This window comes from Micromonospora sp. S4605, assembly GCF_003176715.1.
Lineage (GTDB): Bacteria > Actinomycetota > Actinomycetes > Mycobacteriales > Micromonosporaceae > Micromonospora > Micromonospora echinaurantiaca.
On record NZ_QGSW01000254.1, the window covers coordinates 1 to 17,880 of the forward strand.

The following is a 17,880-nucleotide window of genomic DNA, read 5'->3' on the forward strand; positions in this document are numbered from 1 at the left end:
TCCCAAACCCGGCCGTCCTGGGCCCGGCCGGCCCGAGCACGGGATGTCCCGTGCGGCGGGGAGCGTGCCGGGCGGGTGCGCGGGGCGAGGGTGGGAGCGTGGGGCTGGTCTAGGCTGGCCGGCCGGAGGTGGTGACGGGTGCGGCAGGCTGCGCCGGTGGCGAACGCGGTGGGACTGGCCGCGGGGTACGCCCTGGACACGCTCCTCGGTGACCCGCGGCGGTGGCACCCGGTGGCGGGTTTCGGCCGCGCGGCGGGTGCCCTGGAACGGCGGGTGTACCGACCGGACCGGCCGGCCGGCGGCGCGTTCACGGCGATGGCGGTCGGCATGCCGGTGCTGCTCGGCGCGGCCGCCACGATCGCCACCCGACGCCGGCCGGTGGCCCGGGCGGTGCTGGTCGCCGCCGGCACCTGGACCGTGCTCGGCGGGCGCACCCTGCGCACCGAGGCCACCGTGATGGGCCGGGCGCTGCGCGACGGTGACCTGCCGGCGGCCCGGCAGCGGCTCGGCAACCTCTGCGGGCGGGACCCGTCCGCGCTCGACGAGCCGGAACTGGCCCGCGCCACTGTCGAGTCGGTGGCCGAGAACACCTCCGACGCGGTCGTCGCCCCGCTGCTGTGGGGCGCGGTCGCCGGGCTGCCCGGCCTGCTCGGCTACCGCGCGGCGAACACCCTCGACGCGATGGTCGGCCACCGCTCGCCGCGGTACGCCCGGTTCGGCACCCCGGCCGCCCGCCTCGACGACCTGCTCAACCTGGTGCCCGCCCGGGTGACCGGGCTGCTCACCGTCGCGCTGGCACCGGTCGGGCGCGGCGATCGGGACCGGGCCTGGCGGGTCTGGCGGCGGGACCGCAACGACCACCCGAGCCCGAACGCCGGGCAGTGCGAGGCGGCGATGGCCGGGGCGCTCGGCGTACGGCTGGGTGGGCGCAACGTCTACTTCGGGCGTTCGGAGGTGCGCCCGTTCCTCGGTGACGGTCCCCGACCGGAGGCCCGGCACCTGAGGCGGGCGGCCCGGATCTCCGGCGCGGTCGGGTTGGCCGCGCTGGGGCTGGCCGCCGCGTACCCGCTGACCGTGGGCCGGCTGGTGACCGCCGCAGGGCGCCGGGTGCTCGGCGGGCGGGGGAGCGCGCGGTGAGCGGAGGGCTGCTGGTCGCCGGCACCACCTCGGACGCCGGCAAGAGCGTGCTCACCGCGGGCATCTGCCGGTGGCTGCACCGCCGCGGTGTCAAGGTGGCGCCGTTCAAGGCGCAGAACATGTCCAACAACTCGGCAGTGGTGGTCGGGGCGGACGGCCAGGGCGGCGAGATCGGCCGGGCGCAGGCGATGCAGGCCGCCGCCTGCGGTCTCGCCCCCGACCTGCGGTTCAACCCGGTGCTGCTCAAGCCCGGCAGCGACCTGGCCAGTCAGGTGGTGCTGCTCGGCCAGGCGGTGGACACGGTCACCGCCGGCAACTTCCGCCAGTTGCGCCCCCGGCTCGCCGAGACGGCGTACGCGGCGCTCGCCGAGCTGCGCACCGCCTACGACGTGGTGATCTGCGAGGGCGCCGGCAGCCCGGCCGAGATCAACCTGCGTGCCGGCGACTACGTCAACATGGGGCTGGCCCGGCACGCCGGGCTCCCCACCATCGTGGTCGGCGACATCGACCGGGGTGGCGTCTTCGCCTCGATGTTCGGCACCGTCGCCCTGCTCGATCCGGCCGACCAGGCGCTGATCGCCGGCTTCGTGATCAACAAGTTCCGGGGCGACCGCGGGCTGCTCCAGCCCGGGCTGGACATGCTGCACCGGGTCACCGGCCGCCCGACGTACGGGGTGCTGCCCTGGTCGCTGGACCTGTGGCTGGACGCGGAGGACTCGCTCGCCTACGGCCGGATGCTCGGCCGGCCGGCCGCCCCGCACGGCACCGACTGGCTCGACGTGGCAGTGGTCCGGCTGCCCCGGATCAGCAACGCCACCGACGTGGAGGCGCTCGCCACCGAGCCGGGCGTACGGGTCCGGCTCACCGTTGAACCGGCCGAACTGGCCGCCGCCGACCTGGTCGTGCTGCCCGGCTCGAAGTCGACAGTGGCCGACCTGGCCTGGCTGCGGGAGACCGGGCTCGCCGACGCCGTGCTGGCGCACGTGGCGGCGGGAAAGCCGCTGCTCGGCATCTGCGGCGGCTTCCAGATGCTGGCCCGGGCGATCCACGACCCGGTGGAGAGCCGGCGGGGCAGCGTGCCCGGCCTCGGCCTGCTGCCCGTCGAGATCACCTTCGACCCGCGCAAGACCGTCCGGCAGTCCGCCGGCACGGCCGGCCCGGACGTGCCGGTGCGCGGCTACGAGATCCACCACGGCTACGTCTCATCGACCGAACCCGGCCTGACCCCGCTGCTCAGCTACGCGGACGGCACCGCGGAGGGTGCCGTCGCCGGTACCGTGCACGGCACCCACTGGCACGGCGCGTTCGAGTCCGACGAGTTCCGCCGGCGGTTCCTCACCGAGGCCGCCCGGATGGCCGGCCGGCACGGCTTCCGGGTCGCGCCGGACACCTCGTTCGCCGCCGCCCGGGAACGGTCCCTGGACCTGCTCGGCGACCTGGTCGAGGAGCACCTGGACACCGACGCCCTCTGGCGACTCGTCGAGACCGGGCCGCCGCCCGGCCTGCCCTTCATCCCGCCCGGCGCCCCGCCCGGCGCCGGCCACTGACCGGCCGTCCGGCCGTTCGGCCGCCGGGGCAGGCGTCGCGCGGACCCAGACCAGCGCGGACCCAGACCAGCGCGGACCCAGACCAGCACCGGCCGGCGTGCAGCGTCAGGCAGACCTCAGGCAGACCTCCGGAATGCCTCCGGAAGACGGCCAGCGGCGGTGCTCCGGCCCGTGGCGAGCACTGACCTGTCGTTCCGGCCGGTGGCGGAACCGGCGGTGGCCTGCGAAGCAACGGGCGGCCGACGACGGCCGGCGCGGACGCCAGCGGGACACCGTGCGGGCGGCGGGATCGCTAGAGTGCGCCGGTGTTCTTGAATAGTTCCGGAAAGTTGACTGATCGCTGCGCCGAGGTGGAGGCGGCCGTGCGGGGGCACGACAGCGCCCGGATGACCGAAGCCGTGCCGCGGTTGTGGGAGGCCGCCCAGCAGGCCCCGCCCGCCGAGCTGGACGAGGCGCTGTCCCGCTGCGTCGCGCTCCTGCCCGAGCTGGGAATCAGCGCGGGCGGGCAGTTCGCGGTGCTCTGCGGCGCGCTGGTGGAGCTGGGCGCCGGGCCGGACCCGCTGGTCCCCGCCGTCGCCGAGGGGCTGCTGGACGCGCTCACCGAGGCCGAGCGGTTCCGGGCCGCCTGGGAACGGGTCCACCCCGACGAGGAACTGCCCGAACCGGGTGACCCCACCGCGCTGGAGCCGGCGACCGCGGCGATGACCGCGGCCGGCGGCGACGAGGACGGCGCCCTCCGGGCGGCGCTGGGCTGGCTCTCGGCCGGCAACTGGGCGATGCCGGCGACGACGCTGCTGCAGCACTCGACGGCCCTACGGGAGACGTTCCCGCACCGGGCGCGGCTGCGTGAGCTGGGCAGCGGGCTGGCCGACGTCCGCGGTGACCTGGACTGCATGCTCGGGCTGCTGCGACTGCTCGACGCCGAGCGGTTGCTCGTCCTGCACCGGGAGACCCGCCGGGGCTGGTGGGTCACCGTCGACGGCGTGGGCGACAACTTCCAGCTGCACACCCTGCTGGCCGGAGCGCTGGCGCAACCGGGCCGGATCGCCGGGCTCACCGTCGACCCGGCGTGGGTCGCGGTCGCCACCGACGCGCCGCCGGAGCGGTTCGGCGGCATGGTCACCGGCAGTTTCAACCTGGTGGACGGCCACGGCGGGTGGATCTGGAACGAGGGACTTCCGGCCGACATCCCGCTGCTGGACGGGGTCCGGGTCGTCGTGCTCGACCCGCCGTCCTACACCCGCAGCTGGGAGAACGTCCGCCGGTACCCGACGGTGCCCGGCTCGCTGACGGTGGACGGGGAACTCGGCCCCGCCGACGCGGCGGCCTGGCTGGCCCGGGTCGCGCCCGCCGGGAACCCGGTGGACGACTGACACCACCCGGCGGCGTGGCGGGGCTGCTCCGCAGCAGGGCGAGCCGGGCGCCTGGATCCCGCCCGGCGACGCGCGGCCCGGGTGGCTCGCCCAGCCGATCCGGTCCACGTCCCCGCGGGCCGCACCGGCGCCCGGTCAGTAGCGGACGTCAGCCGGGCGGTCGGACAGCGGCAGCCCGGCGGCCAGCCACGCCTGCACCCCGCCGATCATGTCGGTGGCCCGGTGCAGCCCCAACGCCCGCAGGCTCGCCACCGCCAGGCTGGAGCTGTAGCCGTGTCGGCAGGCCAGCACGATCCGCAGGTCGTAGCCGGTGGCCTCGGGGATCCGCCAGGCACTGGCCGGGTCCAGCCGCCATTCCAGCACGGTGCGGTCGATGACGATGGCGCCGGGCAGTTCGCCCTGCTCCTGCCGCTGCCGTTCGGTGCGGGTGTCGATCAGCAACGACCCGGTGCGGACCGCCTCGACGGTCTGGTGCGGGGTCAGCCGGCGTACCCCGGCGCGGGCCTGTTCCAGCAGGGCGTCGACGCCCGGACTCATCACGCTGTGGGACACCAGCCGATCATCCCGTCCCGTCCCGGTGTCCGGCCGGGGAACGGCCCCGGTCCGTGCCACGACCGCCCGAACGGGCGACCGCACGCGTACGCGCCGGCCGGGGCGCGCCGGACGCCGGCACCCGTGGGTACCGGCCCGCCCCGACGGCCGGGTGGGCCGGCTACCGTCGGCGGGTGGCGGTGGTCGTGGTCGAGGCGTACGCCCAACTGGCCCGCCGCGTGCTGGCCGCGCCGGCGCGGTTGGGGCGGACCCGGCTGGTGGCGGTCGACGGGCCCAGCGGCGCGGGCAAGAGCGTCTTCGCGGCGCGCCTCGCGGACGCGCTCGCCGGGCTGCCCGGCGGCCGGCGGCCGCCCGTGGTGCACACCGACGACCTGCTCGACGGCTGGGCCGACCAGCTCACCTTCTGGACCCGCCTGGAGGCGTGCGTGCTGGCGCCGCTGCGTGCCGGCCGGCCGGGCGCCTACCAGCGGTACAGCTGGGTGCGGCAGCGCTTCCTGCCGCGTCCGGTGCCGGTGCCGGTGACGCCGGTGCTGCTCGTCGAGGGGGTGAGCGCGGCCCGGGCCGCGGCGCGGCCGGACCTCACGCTCGCCGTCTTCGTCACCGCCCCGGCGCCGCTGCGGCTGGCCCGGGCGGTCGAGCGGGACGGCGCGCAGATCCTGCCGGAGTTGCGCCGCTGGCACGCCGGCGAGCGGGCGCACTTCGCCGCCGACCGCACCCGGGCGCGGGCCGACGTGGTGGTCGACGGGGCGCCGAGGCTGCCGCACGACGCCGACCGCTACTACCTGCGGTTGCCCTGACCAGCGTCCCTGCCGCCTCGGGCGGTGCCGCCAGGTAAGGCCGGCATACGATGCCGGTCATGACCACACCGACCATGTCCGAGTCCGACCTGCGGGCCGCCGTCGAGCGGGAACTGCCCGGCGTCCGCGCCGACCTGGAGCGCCTCGTGCGCATCCCCGGCATCGCGTTCGAGGGTTTCGACCACTCGCACGTCGAGCGTTCCGCCGAGGCGGTGGCCGAGCTGCTGCGCGGCTGCGGCCTCGACGTGAAGATCGTGCGCTCCGGCGGGCAACCGGCCGTGATCGGTAAGAAGGCGGCCCCGCCCGGCGCGCCGACGGTGCTGCTCTACGCCCACCACGACGTGCAGCCGGTCGGCGACCTGTCGCTGTGGGAGTCCGACCCGTTCGAGCCGGTGGAGCGGGACGGCCGCCTCTACGGCCGGGGTGCCGCCGACGACAAGGCCGGCATCATGGCGCACGTGGCCGCGCTGCGCGCCTTCGGCGACGCCCTCCCGGTCGGCGTGGTGCTCTTCATCGAGGGCGAGGAGGAGTACGGCTCCGACTCGCTGGAGCGGCTGCTCGCCGAGCACCGTGACGAGATCACCTCGGACGTGATCGTGATCGCCGACTCCGGCAACTGGGACATCGGCGTGCCGGCGCTGACCACCTCGCTGCGCGGCATCGTGAACTGCTTCGTCGAGGTGCGCACGCTCGACCACGCGGTGCACAGCGGGATGTTCGGCGGCGCGGTGCCGGACGCGCTCACCACCCTGGTGCGGCTGCTGGCCACCCTGCACACCGACGCCGGCGACGTTGCCGTGGAGGGCCTGGTCGGGCGGGACGGCGCCACCGTCGACTACCCGGAGGACCGGTTCCGCGCCGAGGCCGGGATGATCGAGGGCGTGTCGTTCATCGGCACCGGCCGGATCACCGACCGGCTCTGGACCAAGCCGGCCCTGGCCGTGCTGGGCATCGACGCCCCGGCCACCGGCGAGGCGCCGAACGCCCTGGTGCCGGCGGCCAAGGCCAAGCTCAGCATCCGGCTCGCGCCGGGCGACGACCCCAAGCGGGCGTACGCGGCGCTGCGCGCCCACCTGGAGAAGCACGTGCCGTGGGGGGCGCGGGTGGAGGTCACCTTCGAGCACGACGGCTTCCCGTGCGTCATCGACGCCGCCGGCCCGATGTTCGACGCGGCCCGATCCGCCTTCCGCACCGCCTGGGACGGCACCGACCCGGTGGACATCGGCGTCGGCGGCTCGATCCCGTTCATCGCCACCTTCCAGGAGATGTTCCCGCAGGCCGCGATCCTGGTGACCGGCGTGGAGGACCCGCACGCCCGGGCGCACGGCCCGAACGAGAGCCTGCACCTGGGCGAGTTCGCCCGGGTCTGCCTGGCCGAGACGCTGCTGCTGGCCAAGGTGGCCGAGGCGGCGAAGGGCCGGTAGGCGTCGGAACCGTAACTTCCCGATCGATGTCGGAGTTTGCGGTGTGTCGGGCGCGGGGCTGTTATAGCCTTTCGAACATGAGTACGAACGAGGTGATGGCCCGGCTGGGGGCCGCCGTCAGCGCTCTGGGGGACGTCGACGTCTCCGCGTGGCCCGAGGACACGCTCAAGGAACAGCTCGGTGAGCTGTCCGCCGCCCTGGTCGCGCTGGACGCGGTGCTCTCCCGGGTCGCCGACGAGGTCCGCGCCCGCGGCCTGCGCATCGAGGAACCCGTCTCGGCCTGACCGGCATCCCGGTTCGCGCGGCGGGTGTCCCGGCCGGCGGGGCGGTTGGTCCTGGGGGCCGCGCCGGCCCGGGCACGGCGATGCCGCGCTGGTGTCGGGGGTGGCTGGCAGGATGAACCCGTGCGGTTCATCGACCTGGCAGCCACCTCCGCCGCCGTCGGCGCCACCAGCGGCCGGCGCGCCAAGGTGGAGCTGCTCGCCGAGGCGCTGCGCCGGCTCGACCCGGCGGAGATCGCGGCCGGCGCCGGCTGGCTCGCCGGCGAGCTGCGCCAGCGGCAGACCGGGGTGGGCTGGGCGAGCCTGCGCGACCTGCCGCCGGCCGCCGAGCAGCCCACGCTGACGGTGACCGCTGTCGACGCGGCGATCGACGAGATCGCCGCGGTGCACGGCCCCGGTTCGCAGGCCCGCCGCCGGGCGCTGCTCGGGGCGCTTTTCGGCGCTGCCACCGCCGACGAGCAGCGCCTTCTCACCGCGCTGTTCAGCGGCGAGCTGCGGCAGGGCGCCCAGGCGGGGCTGCTCGCCGACGCCGTGGCCAAGGCGGCCGGCGTGCCGCTCACCGCCGTTCGCCGGGCCCTGCTGCTCGCCGGTGACCTGCGGGCCGTGGCGGTGGCCGCGCTCACCGGCGGCGCCGCCGCGCTGGCCACCTTCGGTCTGCGGGTCGGGCGCCCACTGGCGCCGATGCTGGCCCAGAGCGCCCCCTCGGTCGACGAGGCGCTCGCCGCCACCGGCACCCCGGCCGTGGTCGACGTCAAGCTCGACGGCATCCGGATCCAGGTGCACCGCTCCGGGTCGGAGATCGCCGTCTTCACCCGCAGCCTCGACGACATCACCACGCGGGTGCCCGAGGTGGTCGCCGCCGTACGCGCGCTGCCCGCCCGCGAACTGGTGCTCGACGGCGAGGCCATCGGGCTGGACGCGACCGGGCGGCCGCTGCCGTTCCAGGAGACCGCCAGCCGGGCGGCCCGGCGCACCACCCCGAGCACCACCGGCCGCGCCCCGGTCGCCCCGGCGGTGCTCGCCGCCGCCGAGACCACCGGCCAGCCGGTGCTCACGCCGTACTTCTTCGACCTGCTGCACCTCGACGGCGCGGATCTGATCGACCTGCCCGGCCGGGACCGCTGGGCCGCGCTGGCCGGCGCGGTCGACGCCTCGCTGCTGGTCGGGCGGATGGAGGTGGACGGGCCGGAGCAGGCCGGCGTGGCGTTCGCCGCGGCGGTCGACGCCGGCCAGGAGGGCGTCGTGGTCAAGTCGCCCGAGGCGCCCTACGACGCGGGCCGCCGTGGCGCCGCCTGGGTGAAGGTGAAGCCCCGGCACACCCTCGACCTGGTGGTGCTCGCGGTGGAGTGGGGCAGTGGCCGGCGTACCGGCTGGCTGTCGAACCTGCACCTCGGCGCCCGCGACCCGCGCACCGGCGAGTTCGTGATGCTCGGCAAGACGTTCAAGGGGCTCACCGACGAGTTGCTGCGCTGGCAGACCGAGCGCTTCCTCGACCTCGCGGTGGAGAAGGGCGACTGGGTGGTGCGGGTCCGCCCCGAGCAGGTGGTGGAGATCGCCTTCGACGGGGTGCAGACCAGCTCCCGCTATCCGGGCGGGATGGCCCTGCGTTTCGCCCGGGTGGTGCGCTACCGCGACGACAAGACCGCCGCCGAGGCCGACACCATCGACGCGGTACGCGCCATCCACGCCGGCCGCCCCACCGGCTGACCACACCGCCCAGCCGTCGCGGGCGCGCCCGCGGCCGGCGGCGAGCGTCCCGCCGGAGCGCTGAGCAGCGCGCCGGCAGGGTCAGGCCGGGGTGCTCGGGGCGGGCTCGGCGGCCCGGTCGACCGGCCCCTGCGGCGTCGCCCCCGACAGCCGGCGGGCCTCCCGGCGGGCCACCCAGACGTAGCCGACCAGCGTCATCCCGGCGAACAGCCACCACTGCACGACGTAGCCGAAGTTCTGCCAGTTGTTGGCGTGCCCGACCGACACCGCGACGAAGGCCGGATCGGCCGCCGGCGTCTGCTCGTCCAGCAGCAGGTACGCCCCGTGCACCGGGTAGGGCAGCTCACGGGCGAGCTGGGGGACGCCGATCCGCCGGGTCTCCAGCCGGCCCTCGCGCCGGGACACCGCGACCGAGCCGCTCTCGCTCTCGTGCACCCGGCCCACCACGGTGACCTCGCCGGTCGGGGCGTCCGGCACCTGCGGCTGGGCGGTGGCGCCACCCGGCGCCGGCGGGATCCAGCCCCGGTCGACCAGCACCGCCGTGCCGTCGGCCAGCACCAGCGGCGTGAGCACCTCGAAGCCGACGTTCCGCTCCGCCGTCCGGCCGCGGACCAGGACCACGTTCGCGGTGTCGTACCGGCCGGTCACGGTGACCCGGCTCCACACCTTCTCCTCGGCCGGCGGGGGGCCGGCCGTGCCGCTGCCACCGGTCGGCGCGGGCACCGCCTCCCGCAGCGGCACCGGGGCCATCCGCAGGCCGGCGTCGATCCGCTCGTTGACCTCGGTGCGACCCCGGTAGCGGTCCAGCTGCCAGTTGCCGAGCAGCACCATCACCGTCGCGGCGACCAGGGTCAGCGCGAGGATGCCCAGCCAGCGCGGCGTCAGCAGGAACCGGTACACGACCACGAGGCTACCCGTATGACCCGGGCCACTGTGCCGGACCGGGTGCCGCTGGTGCGGCCGGCGACCGCGACCCGCCCGGTCGCCGGCGTTCGCCCGGCGGCGGGTTCGGCTATCGTCACGCGGGCGGACCGCGGCTGCGGTCCGTGGCCGCGTACCCGCAGCCGCGAGGGAGTCGATGATGACCGTCGTGCCGCGCCTGGTGCTCAGCGCGCCGTCCTCCGGGCACGGCAAGAACGCGCTGGCGATCGGGTTGCTCGCCGCGCTCGCCGACCGGGGCGACCACGTCGCCGGGTTCAAGATCGGCCCCGACCAGGTCGACGCGGCCTACCTCGGGCTCGCCGCCGGGCGGCCCGGGCGCAACCTGGATCCCCGGCTGGTCGGCGCGGACCGGATCGCCCCCCTGCTCGGGCACGGCGCCGCCGGGGCCACACTCGCCCTGGTGCAGGGCAGCATGGGCCTCTACGACAGCCTCGCCGGCCGTCCCGAGACCGAGTCGACGGCGGCCGTCGCGATCGCGCTGCGCAGCCCGGTCGTGCTGGTGGTCGACGTGGCCGCCATCGGGCAGTCGGTGGCCGCGCTGGTGCACGGCTTCCGGTCGTACGACGAGCAGATCTGGCTGGGTGGGGTGATCCTCAACCGGGTCGCCTCGGCCCGGCACGAGGCGCTGCTGCGCGAGGCGCTCGACGACATCGGCGTGCCCGTCTACGGCGTGCTGCGCCGCCAGGACCTGCCGCCGGTGCTGCCGGCGCGCCGGTTGGGCGCCGTTCCCGCGCTCGCCGGCTCCGGTGAGGCCACCCGGGCGGTGCGCCGGCTCGGCGAGGCGGTCGCCGCCACCGTCGACCTGGACCGGCTGCTCGGGCTGGCCCGCTCCGCCCCGCCGCTGCCCGCCGAGCCCTGGTCGCCGAGCCCGGGCGGGGAGCCGCCGGCGGGGGAGCGCCCGGTGGTGGCGCTGGCTGGCGGACCGGGCGGCAGCTACAGCCACGCCGAGACCGCCGAGCTGCTGCGGGCGGCCGGGGCGGAGGTGGTCACCGTCGATCCGTTGCGCGACGAGGCGTTGCCGGCCGGCAGCCGGGCGCTGGTCGTCGGCGGCGGCCTGCCCGAGTCGTACGCCGAGCAGCTCTCCGCCAACCGCCGGCTCTGCATAGCGGTCGCCGAGCTGGCCCGCACCGGGCGACCGGTGGTCGCCGAGGGCGCCGGCCTGCTCTGGCTGGCCCGGGAGCTGGACGGGCTGCCGATGTGCGGGGTGCTCGACGCGGTCGGCGCGAGCCGGGAGGGCATGGTGGTCGGCTACCGGGAGGCGACCGCGTTGACCGGCACCGTCGTCGCGCCGGCCGGCGCCGTGCTGGCCGGGCACAAGGCGCACCGGGCGGTGCTCACCCCGCGGGCCGGGCAGCGCCCGGTCTGGAGCTGGTCGGGCGGCGCGCCGGAGGGCTTCGTCTGGCGGGGCGTGCACGCCTCGCAGCTGGTGGTGCACTGGGCCGCGGACCGGGAGATCGCCGCCCGGCTGGTGGCCGCCGCGGCGGCGGAGCCGGCGGTCGAGGAGGCGCGGCCCGGCGGAGTGCCGGCGTGATCGGTCAGGTGGCGGTCCGCCGGTTCCCGGCGCTGACCGTCTCCACCCCGCGCACCGAGGTGCGCCCGCTGGTGGCCGCGGACGCGCCGGCGGCCGAGGAGGTCTTCGCCGACAAGCAGACCCAGCGCTGGCTGCCGCTGGCCGATGCCACCGGGCAGATCGACGGCCACGCCTGGTGCACCGACCTGGCCCGGCAGCGGCGGGACGCCGGCGACGGCGACCACTACGGGGTGGTCCGCCGGGAGGACGACCGGGTGGTGGGCTGCCTCTGGACCCGGCGCACCGACTGGGGTGCCCGGTGCACCGAGGTCTCCTACGCGATCGCGCCGCACGCCCGCGGCTTCGGGCTGGCCGCCGAGGCGGTCGACGCGCTGGCCATCGCGCTGATCCTGGAGCACGGCTTCCAGCGCGTCGAGCTGCGGGTGGCGCCGGGCAACCTGGCGTCGCGCCGGGTGGCCGAGAAGGCCGGGTTCAGCTACGAGGGCCTGCTCCGCAACGCCGGCTACGCCCGTGGCGGCCGGGTCGACCTGGAGGTCTGGTCCTTCGTGACCGCCGACCTTCACTGACACTGACCCGCCGCCGGGCCGACCGCCGTCGCCGTGGCCGAGGGGCCGGGCGGGCCGGCGCCGTCGCAGTGGTCGAGGGGGTCGGGCGGTCGCGGACCCGATCCCCCGGACCACCCGAGCCGAGGCTGGTCAGCCGACCATGCGGTCGGAGGGTGGGGTGAACTGGCGGGTGGGCTTGCCCTTGAGGGCGTCGCGGAGGGTCTCCGCGACCGCGGCGATCGGGATCTGGGACTGGCCGTCGCCGACCGCGTTGAACGGGTTGTCCGGGTCGGAGATGAAGCTCGCCGCCGCCAGCTCCGGGGTGTAGCCGACGAACCAGGCGGACCGGGTGCTGTCCGTGGTACCCGTCTTGCCGGCGACCGGACGCCCGACCGTGCCCCGTACGCTGTCCGCCGTCGACCAGCCGCCGCAGCTTCCGCGCGCCGGGGTGTCCCCGGTGGGGCAGCGGGCGGCGTCGGTGGCGGCCCGGGCCGCGTCCGCGCTCACCACCTGCCGGCAGCGTGGCTTGGCGACCTCGCGCTCGATCCCGCCGGCGGTCCGGTAGGTGGTCGGCGTGCCGTCCCGGTTGTGGATCGACTGCACCGGGATCGCCTCGCAGTACCGCCCGTCCGCGGCGATGGCCGCGTACGCGTTGGCCATCTCCAGCGGGGTGGCGTCGGAGACGCCCAGGGTGAACGCACCCCACTTCGGCGCCTTGCTCGGGGAGGCGTGTTCCCGGTCCACGTCGGTGCGCCAGCGCAGCCCGAGCTGCTCGGCGAGGCGGACCGCCTTGTCCGCGCCGACCTGCTCCTCCAGCCAGACGAAGTACGTGTTCACCGACTTGCCGAAGCCGGACCACATGGTCTGGTTACCGGACATCGCGCCGCTGGCGTTGGACGGCGCCCAGCCGTCGTAGACCTCGGAGCGGTAGCGGTAGGGGGCGTTGAACGAGGTGGACAGCGGCATTCCCGCGTTGAGCGCGGCCAGCATCGGGAACATCTTGAACGTCGATCCGGCCTGGTAGCCCGGCAGGCTGCCGCCGCCCAGCAGGGGCGCCACCGTGTTCGGGTAGTTCGCCTTCGTCGTCGGGCTGGCCTCCGGGTTGGAGCTGGGCGGATTCTCGGCCAGGTCCAGCGAGTAGGTCCGGTTCACCGCCATCGCCTTCACCCGCCCGGTGCCCGGCTCGGAGACCACTATGCCGTTGGCGAACGGACTGCCGGTGCCCTCCTTCGCGCCGACGTTCTTCTCGGCCGCCTCCTGGATCTTCGGGTCCAGGCTCAGCACGATCCGGTAGCCGCCCCGGCGCAGCTTGTCCATCCGCTCCAGCCGGTTGTCCCCGAACGCGGGCTGCGCGCTCCACCAGTTCTTCAGGTAGTCGCAGGCGAAGCCCCAGCTGTTCCACTTCTCCGGGATCGAGGCGCAGTCGTTCGGCGGGTAGCTCAGCTTGAGCCGGATCGGCTCGCTCTTGGCCCGCGCCGCGTCGTTGGCGGAGAGGTAGCCGAGCTGGGCCATCCGGTCCAGCACGTAGTTGCGCCGGGCGGTGGCGTCCTTCTGGTCCGAGCTGGCCGGGTCGTACTCGGACGGGGACTTGACCAGGCCGGCGAGGGTGGCCGCCTCGACCGGGGTGAGGTCCTTCGGGGTCTTGGAGAAGAAGATCTCGCTGGCCGCGTAGATGCCGTAGGCCCGGTGGCCGAAGTACGCCGAGTTCAGGTAGCGCTCCAGGATCTCCTCCTTGCTCAGCTCCTTCTCCAGGTCGAGCGCCATCCGCATCTCGCGGACCTTGCGCAGGCTGGTCTGCTGGGTGGCCTCCTGGACCTCCTTCGGGGTCTTCGCGCTGTCCCGCAGCGCCATCCGGACGTACTGCATCGTCAGCGTGGAGGCGCCCTGGGAGACGCCGCTGGAGCGGGCGTTGGCCACGAAGGCGCGGGCGACGCCCTTCGGGTCGACGCCGTGGTGCTGGTAGAACCGCGAGTCCTCGGCCGCGACGATCGCCTGCTGGATGTTCGGCGACATGTCGGCCAGCTTGGTGTACTGCCGGTACTCCTCGTAGAACATCGTCAGCACGGTCTTGCCGTCCGGCGCGTACAGGTACGACGTCTCGGCCGGCAGCGCGACGGTCAGGATCTTGGTCTTGTGCTCCAGCGCGTGCGCGGTGACCTTGGCGCCGATGCCGGTGGCGGCGGCCAACGGATAGGCCACGGCGGCGATCACGATGCCGGCGATCAGCCCGGCGCGGACGAGGGGAAGGAGGTGACCAGCGGCAGCAAGGGGTCGGTTGCTCACACGGCCAAGTTATGACATTTCCGATTCATCCATGAGAAGTATTCATGAACGCCGTGAGTGGTGACGCGTCTTACGCCGGGACACGCTGTCCCGTGAGCCGCCTTCCCGGCAGGATCGCGGTCATGCGCGGTCAGCCGATCGGGGCGCCCACCGGCGTCCGGCCCGACCCCGCCCACGAACCCGACCTCGCCCACCACGGCGACGCGGAGGTGGGCGAGGGTCTGGTCGACCTCGCCGTCAACGTCCGCCGCGCCCCGATGCCGCCCTGGCTGGCCGAGCCGATCACCGCGTCGCTGGCCGACCTCGCCCGGTATCCCGACCCCGCGCCCGCCCGGGCCGCCGTCGCCGCCCGGCACGGCCGGCCCCCGGCGGAGGTGCTGCTCACCGCCGGCGCGGCCGAGGGCTTCGTGCTGCTCGCCCAGGCGCTGCGCGGGGTACGCCGGCCGGTGGTGGTGCACCCCCAGTTCACCGAACCGGAGGCCGCACTCCGGGCCGCCGGCCACCAGGTCGAACGGGTGCTGCTCGACCCCGCCGACGGCTTCCGGCTCGACCCGGCCCGGGTGCCCACGGACGCCGACCTCGTCATGATCGGCAACCCCACCAACCCGACCTCGGTGCTGCACCCCGCCGCCGACCTGGCCGCGCTGGCCCGCCCGGGTCGGGTGCTGGTGGTCGACGAGGCGTTCGCCGACACCACCGCCGCGCCCGGCGCACCCGGCGAGCCGGAGTCCCTGGCCGCCCGGCGGGACCTGCCCGGCCTGCTGGTGGTGCGCAGCCTCACCAAGACCTGGGGACTGGCCGGGCTGCGCATCGGCTACCTGCTCGGTGCCGCACCGCTGCTCGACCGGCTGGCCGCCGTGCAGCCGCTCTGGGCGGTCTCCACCCCCGCGCTGGCCGCCGCGGCCGCCTGCGCCGGCCCCGCGGCGGTCCAGGCCGAGCGCGCGATCGCCGCCCGGCTCGCGGCCGACCGCGACCACCTGGTCGCCCGCCTGTCGGCCCTGCCGGGGGTACGCGTCGCCGGCCGCCCGGCCAGCGCGTTCGTGCTGGTCCAACTGCCCGGTGCCGCCGCCGTACGGGCCGCCCTGCGCGAGCGCGGCTGGGCGGTACGCCGGGGCGACACCTTCCCCGGCCTCGGCCCCGACTGGCTGCGGATCGCCGTCCGCGACCCGGCCACCACCGACGCGTTCACCGAGGTACTGGCGCAGATCCTGGAGGCATGATGCTGGAGACCACGATCGCGGCGATCCGGCCGCTGGACGAGCCGGCGATGGCCGCCGCCCGGGAACTGCAGGGTCGGCTGACCAAGCCTGCCGGTTCGCTCGGCGCCCTGGAGGAACTCTCGGTACGCCTCGCCGGCCTGGCCGGGGCCTGCCCGCCGCCGCTGCCGGAGCCGGCCGCGGTGGCGATCTTCGCCGGCGATCACGGCGTACACGCCCAGGGGGTGACCCCCTGGCCGCAGGAGGTCACCGCCCAGATGATCGGCAACTTCCTGGCCGGCGGCGCGGTGGTGAACGCGTTCGCCCGGCAGGCCGGCGCCACGGTCACCGTGGTCGACGTCGGAGTGGCCACCCCGGTGCCCGCCGCCCCGGCGAGCGACGCCGGCGCGCCCCGGCTGGTGGCGGCGAACGTCCGGGCCGGTACCCGGGACCTGGCGGTGACCGCCGCGCTCACCCGGGAGGAGGCCCGGGCCGCGGTGGAGACCGGCATCCGGGTGGCCGGCGAACTGATCGACGCCGGGGCGGGCATCCTGCTCACCGGTGACATGGGCATCGGCAACACCACGCCGGCGGCCGCGCTGATCGCCGCGTTCACCGGAGTCGACCCGGCGGAGACGACCGGCCGGGGCACCGGTGTGGACGACCCGACGTACCAGCGGAAGATCGGCGTGGTGCGGGACGCGCTGCGCCGGCACCGGCCCGACCCGGCCGACCCGCTGGGCGTGCTGGCCGCCGTCGGCGGCCTGGAGCACGCCGCCCTCGCCGGGCTGATCCTCGGCGCCGCCGCCCGCCGCACGCCGGTACTGCTGGACGGGGTGATCGCGGTCTCCGCCGCGCTCGCCGCCGCCGCCTTCGCGCCGGACGCCAGCGGGGCGATGGTCGCCGGCCACCGCTCCGCCGAGCCGGGCGCCACGGTCGCGCTGCGTCGGCTCGGCCTCGATCCCCTGATCGACCTCGGGCTGCGCCTGGGCGAGGGCACCGGCGCGCTGCTCGCGCTGCCGGTGGTCACCGGCGCGGTCCGGGTGCTGCACGAGGTGGCCACCTTCGACTCGGCCGGGGTGGCCGAGAAGTGAGCGCGCTGGGCAGCGTGGCGCCGCGCGCCACCGGGCAGCGGAGCGGGGCCCAGGCATGAGCGAGCGCAGCGAGCGAACCATCGAACTCAGCGCGGAAGTGCCTCATGGCGGCACGGAGCGCAGCGGAGTGCCGGCATGAGCGGCAACCCCTACCCGCTCGGGCTGCGGCTGGCCGGGCGGCGGGTGGTCGTGGTGGGCGGGGGGACCGTCGCCACCCGACGGGTGCCGGCCCTGCTCGACGCCGGCGCCGACGTCCTGCTGGTCGCCCCGGAGCTGACCCCGGCGCTGCGGGCGCACGCCGACGCCGGCCGGCTGCACTGGGCGCCGCGCCGGTTCGCCCCCGACGACCTGCACGGGGCCTGGCTGGTCCAGGTCGCGGTCGACGACCCGATCGCCGCCGCGTCGGTCAGCGCGGCCGCCGCCGAGCGGCGCATCTTCTGCGTACGCGCCGACGACCGGGCGGCCGCCACCGCGTGGACCCCGGCGGTGACCCGGCACGGCCCGGTCACCGTGGCCGTGCTCGGCGGCGGCGACCCGCGCCGGGCGATGAGCGTGCGGGACGCGGTGCGGGACCTGCTCACCGCCCGGATCGAGCCGGCCCCGGTCGGGACGGCGACCGGTGCCGCGGCCGGCCGGGTCGCGCTGGTCGGTGCCGGGCCGGGCGACCCGGAGCTGATCACCGTCAAGGGCTGGCGACTGCTCACCGCGGCCGACGTGGTGGTCGCCGACCGGCTGGTCCCCGGGCTGCTCCTCGACGAACTGCGCGCCGACGTGGAACTGGTCGACGCCTCGAAGATCCCGTACGGGCCGGCCCGCGCGCAGGAGGAGATCAACCGGATCCTGGTGGACCGGGCGCTGGCCGGGAAGTTCGTGGTCCGGCTCAAGGGCGGCGACCCGTACGTCTTCGGGCGGGGCGGTGAGGAGCTGCTGGCCTGCGCGGCGGCCGGCGTGCCGGTGACCGTGGTGCCGGGGGTGACCAGCTCGATCGCCGCGCCGGCGGTGGCCGGCATCCCGGTCACCCACCGGGCGGTGGCGCACGAGTTCACCGTGGTGTCCGGGCACGTCGCGCCGGACTCGCCGGCCTCGCTGGTGCGCTGGGAGCACCTGGCCGGGCTGCGCGGCACCCTGGTGATCCTGATGGGCCTGAAGAACCTGGCCGAGATCACCGCGACGCTGATCGCGCACGGCCGGCCCGCGGCGACGCCGGCGGCGGTGGTGCAGGAGGCCACCACCGGCGCCCAGCGGGTGCTCCGGTCGACCCTCGCCGCGGTGGCGGCGGACGTGGCAGGGGCGGGGCTGCGGCCGCCGGCAGTGGTGGTGGTCGGCGACGTCGTCCCGGTGCTCTCCTCGGCCTCGCTCGACTGATCATGGCTGTCCCGGTTCTGGTCGTCGTCGGCTGAGGTCGGGGGTCGTCGGCGTGGTCCGTCTGGGCCCGTTGTCGGTAGCCCGCACATGTGGGGGCGGCCGGAGA

15 protein-coding genes are annotated in these 17,880 nt (G+C 76.0%); 12 read left to right on the plus strand and 3 right to left on the minus strand.

What is annotated here, in order from left to right; all coding sequences use genetic code 11:
* Positions 1-138 precede the first annotated feature (138 nt).
* The 3 genes from DLJ47_RS22755 to DLJ47_RS22765 all read left to right on the plus strand — a co-directional run bounded on the left by DLJ47_RS22755 (position 139) and on the right by DLJ47_RS22765 (position 4,057).
* Positions 139-1,137: a cobalamin biosynthesis protein gene (locus tag DLJ47_RS22755; RefSeq protein ID WP_109902544.1), complete on the plus strand. Its 999-nt coding sequence runs from the start codon at positions 139-141 to the stop codon at positions 1,135-1,137.
* Positions 1,134-2,684: a cobyric acid synthase gene (locus tag DLJ47_RS22760; protein ID WP_109902546.1), complete on the plus strand. Its 1,551-nt coding sequence runs from the start codon at positions 1,134-1,136 to the stop codon at positions 2,682-2,684. The genes DLJ47_RS22755 and DLJ47_RS22760 overlap by 4 nt, the downstream gene beginning before the upstream one ends.
* A 329-nt stretch (positions 2,685-3,013) precedes the next feature.
* On the plus strand, positions 3,014-4,057 hold the full coding sequence (locus DLJ47_RS22765) for a hypothetical protein (protein ID WP_146228169.1): 1,044 nt from the start codon (positions 3,014-3,016) through the stop codon (positions 4,055-4,057).
* 135 nt (positions 4,058-4,192) lie between these two features.
* Here the strand turns inward: DLJ47_RS22765 and DLJ47_RS22770 are convergent, their stop codons facing one another.
* A complete protein-coding gene (locus tag DLJ47_RS22770) occupies positions 4,193-4,594 on the minus strand; it encodes a rhodanese-like domain-containing protein (RefSeq protein ID WP_109902550.1) in 402 nt (133 codons plus the stop codon).
* A gap of 188 nt (positions 4,595-4,782) precedes the next feature.
* Between DLJ47_RS22770 and DLJ47_RS22775 the strand changes: the two genes are divergently transcribed.
* The 4 genes from DLJ47_RS22775 to DLJ47_RS22790 all read left to right on the plus strand — a co-directional run bounded on the left by DLJ47_RS22775 (position 4,783) and on the right by DLJ47_RS22790 (position 8,818).
* Positions 4,783-5,406: a uridine kinase family protein gene (locus DLJ47_RS22775; RefSeq protein WP_109902614.1), complete on the plus strand. Its 624-nt coding sequence runs from the start codon at positions 4,783-4,785 to the stop codon at positions 5,404-5,406.
* Positions 5,407-5,480: 74 nt separating this feature from the next.
* On the plus strand, positions 5,481-6,830 hold the full coding sequence (locus DLJ47_RS22780; RefSeq protein ID WP_199235974.1) for a dipeptidase: 1,350 nt from the start codon (positions 5,481-5,483) through the stop codon (positions 6,828-6,830).
* A 77-nt stretch (positions 6,831-6,907) separates the two neighbouring features.
* Positions 6,908-7,114: a hypothetical protein gene (locus DLJ47_RS22785; RefSeq protein WP_109902554.1), complete on the plus strand. Its 207-nt coding sequence runs from the start codon at positions 6,908-6,910 to the stop codon at positions 7,112-7,114.
* A 120-nt stretch (positions 7,115-7,234) separates the two neighbouring features.
* On the plus strand, positions 7,235-8,818 hold the full coding sequence (locus DLJ47_RS22790) for an ATP-dependent DNA ligase (protein ID WP_109902556.1): 1,584 nt from the start codon (positions 7,235-7,237) through the stop codon (positions 8,816-8,818).
* Between the two features lie 81 nt (positions 8,819-8,899).
* Here DLJ47_RS22790 and DLJ47_RS22795 read toward each other — a convergent pair whose 3' ends face one another.
* Positions 8,900-9,724: an SURF1 family cytochrome oxidase biogenesis protein gene (locus tag DLJ47_RS22795; protein ID WP_199235973.1), complete on the minus strand. Its 825-nt coding sequence runs from the start codon at positions 9,722-9,724 to the stop codon at positions 8,900-8,902.
* A gap of 175 nt (positions 9,725-9,899) precedes the next feature.
* Here DLJ47_RS22795 and DLJ47_RS22800 point away from each other — a divergent pair, with 175 nt between their 5' ends.
* Positions 9,900-11,291 carry a cobyrinate a,c-diamide synthase gene (locus DLJ47_RS22800; RefSeq protein ID WP_109902558.1) on the plus strand — a complete coding sequence of 464 codons (1,392 nt, stop codon included), beginning with the start codon at positions 9,900-9,902 and terminating at the stop codon, positions 11,289-11,291.
* Complete coding sequence (locus DLJ47_RS22805; protein ID WP_109902560.1) at positions 11,288-11,857, plus strand: GNAT family N-acetyltransferase; 570 nt, start codon at positions 11,288-11,290, stop codon at positions 11,855-11,857. Before DLJ47_RS22800 ends, DLJ47_RS22805 begins: the two co-directional genes overlap by 4 nt.
* A 129-nt stretch (positions 11,858-11,986) precedes the next feature.
* Here the strand turns inward: DLJ47_RS22805 and DLJ47_RS22810 are convergent, their stop codons facing one another.
* Complete coding sequence (locus DLJ47_RS22810; RefSeq protein ID WP_109902562.1) at positions 11,987-14,119, minus strand: transglycosylase domain-containing protein; 2,133 nt, start codon at positions 14,117-14,119, stop codon at positions 11,987-11,989.
* A gap of 122 nt (positions 14,120-14,241) precedes the next feature.
* Between DLJ47_RS22810 and cobC the strand changes: the two genes are divergently transcribed.
* The 3 genes from cobC (at position 14,242) to cobA (ending at position 17,774) form a co-directional block, all read left to right on the plus strand.
* A complete protein-coding gene (gene cobC, locus DLJ47_RS22815; RefSeq protein ID WP_109902564.1) occupies positions 14,242-15,339 on the plus strand; it encodes an Rv2231c family pyridoxal phosphate-dependent protein CobC in 1,098 nt (365 codons plus the stop codon).
* Positions 15,339-16,409, plus strand: coding sequence for a nicotinate-nucleotide--dimethylbenzimidazole phosphoribosyltransferase (cobT, locus tag DLJ47_RS22820; protein ID WP_109902618.1), 1,071 nt, complete (start codon positions 15,339-15,341; stop codon positions 16,407-16,409). The genes cobC and cobT overlap by 1 nt, the downstream gene beginning before the upstream one ends.
* A gap of 135 nt (positions 16,410-16,544) precedes the next feature.
* On the plus strand, positions 16,545-17,774 hold the full coding sequence (gene cobA, locus DLJ47_RS22825) for a uroporphyrinogen-III C-methyltransferase (RefSeq protein ID WP_109902566.1): 1,230 nt from the start codon (positions 16,545-16,547) through the stop codon (positions 17,772-17,774).
* The last annotated feature ends 106 nt before the right edge of the window (positions 17,775-17,880 follow it).

Coding starts and splice junctions, on each gene's coding strand:
- cobT (WP_109902618.1), top strand. CDS start 15,339: ATGCTGGAGACCACGATCGCGGCGATCCGGCCGCTGGACGAGCCGGCG.
- DLJ47_RS22800 (WP_109902558.1), top strand. CDS start 9,900: ATGACCGTCGTGCCGCGCCTGGTGCTCAGCGCGCCGTCCTCCGGGCAC.
- DLJ47_RS22770 (WP_109902550.1), bottom strand. CDS start 4,594: ATGAGTCCGGGCGTCGACGCCCTGCTGGAACAGGCCCGCGCCGGGGTA.
- cobA (WP_109902566.1), top strand. CDS start 16,545: ATGAGCGGCAACCCCTACCCGCTCGGGCTGCGGCTGGCCGGGCGGCGG.
- DLJ47_RS22780 (WP_199235974.1), top strand. CDS start 5,481: ATGTCCGAGTCCGACCTGCGGGCCGCCGTCGAGCGGGAACTGCCCGGC.
- DLJ47_RS22785 (WP_109902554.1), top strand. CDS start 6,908: ATGAGTACGAACGAGGTGATGGCCCGGCTGGGGGCCGCCGTCAGCGCT.
- cobC (WP_109902564.1), top strand. CDS start 14,242: ATGCGCGGTCAGCCGATCGGGGCGCCCACCGGCGTCCGGCCCGACCCC.